At 51.3% G+C, this 4,540-nt stretch carries 5 protein-coding genes; all 5 read left to right on the top strand.

Annotation, left to right across the window (positions count from 1 at the left end):
- Positions 1-652: ABC transporter ATP-binding protein (locus IKE44_RS04610; RefSeq protein ID WP_287465148.1), on the top strand; the 652-nt coding region annotated here is incomplete at its 5' end.
- A 122-nt stretch (positions 653-774) separates the two neighbouring features.
- Positions 775-1,836 carry an ABC transporter ATP-binding protein gene (locus tag IKE44_RS04605; RefSeq protein ID WP_033013793.1) on the top strand — a complete coding sequence of 354 codons (1,062 nt, stop codon included), beginning with the start codon at positions 775-777 and terminating at the stop codon, positions 1,834-1,836.
- Positions 1,833-2,642 (top strand): ABC transporter permease, encoded by an 810-nt coding sequence (locus tag IKE44_RS04600; RefSeq protein WP_287465146.1) that lies wholly within the window; start codon positions 1,833-1,835, stop codon positions 2,640-2,642. Before IKE44_RS04605 ends, IKE44_RS04600 begins: the two co-directional genes overlap by 4 nt.
- A complete protein-coding gene (locus IKE44_RS04595) occupies positions 2,639-3,445 on the top strand; it encodes an ABC transporter permease (RefSeq protein WP_049624316.1) in 807 nt (268 codons plus the stop codon). The genes IKE44_RS04600 and IKE44_RS04595 overlap by 4 nt, the downstream gene beginning before the upstream one ends.
- Positions 3,442-4,515, top strand: a complete 1,074-nt coding sequence (locus tag IKE44_RS04590) for an ABC transporter substrate-binding protein (RefSeq protein WP_287465142.1) — start codon at positions 3,442-3,444, stop codon at positions 4,513-4,515. The genes IKE44_RS04595 and IKE44_RS04590 overlap by 4 nt, the downstream gene beginning before the upstream one ends.
- Positions 4,516-4,540: the final 25 nt, after the last annotated feature.

Below are 4,540 nucleotides of genomic sequence, written 5' to 3'. Positions count from 1 at the left end.
GATGGAACCGTTATTTTCATTGCAAAACTTGACGTATCGCTATGATGGGGGAGCCACGATTTTTCAGCAGTTCTCATTTTCCATTTTTTCAGGGGAGACCGTGCTTCTCACCGGCCCCAATGGAGTGGGGAAAACGACTCTTTTGCATATTATTTCGGGATTGCTCGATAAAGGAGAGCTGCATTATCAAGCCTTTTATAAAGGCAATCCGATTCAGCTTCCCGACATGCGCGCTCATTTGTCTTATGTGACATCCGAGACTGTCATATTTTCAAAATTGACGGGTTATGAAAATATCGAATGTTTCCGGCTTTTATGGAAGCTGGATCAACAGTACGTCCGCAAAGCGAACGAATTATGCAGTCTGCTTGGAATGGAGGAGATGCTCCCGCTCCCGGTGGATCAGTATTCATTAGGAACAAAACAAAAACTGCATATTGCGATTGCTTTAGCCCGCCCGGTCAAATTGTATTTGATGGATGAACCGTTCAATTCCCTTGATAGGCTAAGTCGCGATCGGTTGGCGGAGTGGATTCAAGGCGACCGTCAACATGCTTATCTCATTGCTTCTCACGTTCATCAAGAGTGCTTCCCTGGCTCCCGCATAATCTCGCTTACACGTCCAAACAATGAAGACAAAATAGAAAAATGACGGCGGGATCTTCAGGAAAAATTCAGTTTTCATACGTGTGATCAAGGATTTTTCCGTTGCACTTTCCACTCTCCTATGTTCTAATTAGGAATAGTGAACATCAAGAAGACGGAGGGCTGGAAGTGAACGGGGAAGAGATCATCCGCTTCGAGCGAGTGACGAAGGAATACGACGGAACGGTCGTATTGGATGACGTCAGTTTTGCGATGGAGCGCGGGAAGTTTTATACGCTGCTTGGCCCGTCAGGGTGCGGGAAGACGACGATTTTGCGGCTGATTGCCGGGTTTATCGAACCGACGGAAGGAACGATTTATTTCCACGGGAAGCCGATTCAAAACGTCCCGCCGAACAAGCGGCAAGTCAACACTGTTTTTCAAGACTATGCATTGTTCCCTCATCTCGATGTGTTTGAAAACGTTGCGTTTGGTTTGCGCGTGAAAAAGATGAAAGAAACCGACATTCGCGAGAAAGTGAGGGAATCGCTTCGGTTTGTCAACTTAGACGGCTATGAGCGCCGCCGCATTCAAGAAATGTCCGGCGGTCAGCGCCAGCGCGTCGCGATTGCGCGGGCGATTGTGAATGAGCCAGAAGTTTTGCTCTTGGATGAGCCGCTATCGGCCTTGGATTTGAAGCTGCGCACGGAAATGCAGTACGAACTTCGTGAATTGCAGCGCCGCTTAGGGATTACGTTCATTTTTGTCACGCATGATCAAGAAGAAGCGTTGGCGATGTCCGATTACATTTTTGTTCTAAATAAAGGAAAAATTCAGCAGTTTGGGACGCCGAAAGACATTTACGACGAGCCTGTCAATCGATTCGTCGCCGATTTCATTGGCGAATCGAACATTTTGTCAGGGCGCATGATCGATGATTTCCTCGTCGAATTTGCCGGCAAACAGTTTGCGTGTGTTGACCGCGGCTTCGCGCCAAACGAACCGGTCGATGTCGTCATCCGCCCGGAAGATTTGGAGCTCGCGGCGCCGGAAGACGGGCAGATCGTCATCCGCGTCGATTCGCTCTTATTCCGCGGTGTCCATTATGAAATTTGCGGCTATGACGAAAACGGCAACGAATGGCTTGTCCATTCGACGAAAAAGGCCGAAGTCGGGGAAACGGTCGGCCTTCGTTTTGAACCGGAAGCGATTCACGTCATGCGACTCGAAAAGGAGGATGAGGACGCATGACGGAACGGGCGTGGCGGAACTGGTATTTAATCCCTTATGGCATTTGGCTTGTGCTGTTTGTCGTGGCCCCGATTGTCTTTTTGGTGTATGAATCGTTTTTGGATCTTGACGGCCATTGGACGTTGTCCAACTACAAATCCGTGTGGACGCCCATTTATTTGAAAATGATGGCGTATTCGTTTTGGTATGCGTTTTTAATCACGCTTGTGTCGCTGCTCATCGGCTATCCGACCGCCTATTGGCTGACGAAGACGCGGCACAAGCAGCTATGGCTGCTGTTGCTTATTTTGCCGATGTGGGTGAATTTGCTGCTGAAGGTGTATGCGTTTTTAGGGCTGTTCGGCACGTACGGGCTGGCCAACGCTTTGTTGAAAGCGCTGGGCGTTGGGCCGCGGCAGCTGTTGTTCACCGATTTCAGTTTTGTCTTTGTGTCGGTGTACATTTTTATTCCGTTTATGGTGCTGCCGATTTCCAACGCGCTGGAGGAGCTGCCGCCATCGCTTGTCGATGCCGCCCGCGATTTGGGCGCTTCGGCTTGGACGACGTTCCGCCGCGTCGTCTTCCCGCTCACGCTTGGCGGGGTGAAGGCCGGCTGCCAGGCGGTGTTTATCCCGGCGTTGTCGCTGTTTATGATTACGCGCCTCATTGCGGGCAACCGCGTCATTACGCTCGGCACGGCCATTGAGCAGCATTTTCTTGTCACCCAAAACTGGGGGATGGGGGCGACGATCGCGGTTGTGTTAATGATCGCGATGGCGGTCATCGTCGTCCTGACAGGAAGCGGAAGAAAAGAGGGAAGCCGATGAAACGGACGCATTGGTGGGGACGTGTGTACCTGTTAGCCGTGTTTGCCGTGATGTATACGCCGATTGTGTATTTGATGTATTATTCGTTCAACAGCGGCGGGACGATGCACGATTTTCAATCGTTCACGTTTAAATGGTACCGCGACGTGCTGTCCGACGACCGCTTGCTCATCATCGTTTTGAATACAATCGTCATTGCGCTGCTGTCGGCGGCGGTCGCGACCATACTCGGGGTCATCGGGGCGCTCGCCATTTACTATGTCAAGCGGCAGCGGACGAAAAACGCCCTTCTTGCTCTCAACAACGTGTTGATCGTCAGTCCGGATGTCATCATCGGCGCTTCGTTTTTGTTGCTGTTTACGGTGGCCGGCATCAAGCTTGGGTTTACATCCGTGCTGTTGTCTCACATTGCTTTTAGCGTGCCGATTGTCGTGTTGATGGTGCTGCCGAAACTCGAGGAAATGAGCCCGACGCTGATTGATGCGGCTAGAGATTTAGGAGCCAGTCATTGGCAAGTGCTGTCCGGTGTGGTGCTGCCGTTTTTGGCTCCGAGCATATGGGCGGGCTTTTTCATGGCGCTCACGTATTCGCTCGATGACTTTGCCGTGACCTTTTTTGTCACGGGAAATGGGTTCTCGACGCTGTCCGTGGAAATTTATTCGCGGGCGCGCCAAGGCATTTCCTTGTCAATCAACGCATTGTCGACGCTGCTATTTTTATTTACGATGCTGCTCGTCATCGGCTATTACGTGCTCAGCCAAAAAGGCGGCCGAATGTACGGGATAGGGGGCGAAAGTAGGTGAAACGGCTTGTCCAAGGGTTTGCGGCCGTGTTCATCGCGGCGTTCGTCCTCATGTTCATCACCCACCGGTTGAACGAAGCGGAAGGGTACGGCGGAGGCAAAACGGTGACGGTCTACAACTGGGGCGATTACATCGACCCCGCGCTCGTTCGCGAATTTGCAAAAGAGACAGGGTGGAAAGTGATTTACCAAACATTCGATTCCAACGAAGCGATGATGGCGAAAATCGCCCAAGGAGGGGCGACGTTTGATGTCGCCGTTCCGTCCGATTACGCCATCAGCAAAATGATCGAGGAAAACTTGCTGTTGCCGCTCGATCACGACAAGCTGCCGAATTTACAATATATCGAGCCGCGGTTCCTCAACTTGTCGTTTGATCCGCACAACCGGTATTCGGTGCCGTATTTTTGGGGGACGGTCGGCATCGTCTACAACCGCGACATGCTCGGTGGCAAGAGGATTACGAGCTGGAACGACTTATGGGATCCGAGTTTGCGAAACCAAATTTTGCTTGTCGACGGAGTGCGCGAAGTAATGGGCATGGCGTTAAACAGCCTCGGCTATTCCCTCAATGACACGAACAAAGCCCATTTGCAAGAAGCAAAGCGGAAACTCGATCGACTCATGCCGAATGTGAAGGCGATTGTCGGCGATGAGATCAAGCTGCTTCTCGCGAATGAAGAAGCGGCCATCGGCGTCGTCTGGTCGGGGGATGCGGCGGAAATCATCGCCGAAAACGACAAGCTCGACTATGTCGTGCCGAAAGAAGGATCCAACCTATGGTTTGACAACATGGTCATTCCGAAAACAGCGAAAAACATCGAAGGAGCGCACGCGTTTATCAATTTTATGCTCGACCCGAAACACGCGGCGCAAAACGCCGAGTATGTCGGCTATTCGACGCCGAATAAAAAGGCGCTTGCCTATTTGCCAAAAGACATCGCGGGCGATCGCCGCTTCTACCCCGATTTGGATTCAGCAGGGCATCTCGAAGTGTACGAAAACTTAGGAAAACACATGCTCGCCTACTACAACGAGCTGTTTTTGCAGTTTAAGATGCAGCAAAAGTAACCATATAGATGCAACGAAATCGTTT

This window comes from Geobacillus sp., from assembly GCF_017515625.1.
GTDB classification, from domain to species: Bacteria; Bacillota; Bacilli; order Bacillales; family Anoxybacillaceae; genus Geobacillus; species Geobacillus stearothermophilus.
The sequence above is the reverse complement of the archived record's forward strand: the minus strand, read 5'-3'. Positions and strand labels throughout refer to the sequence as shown.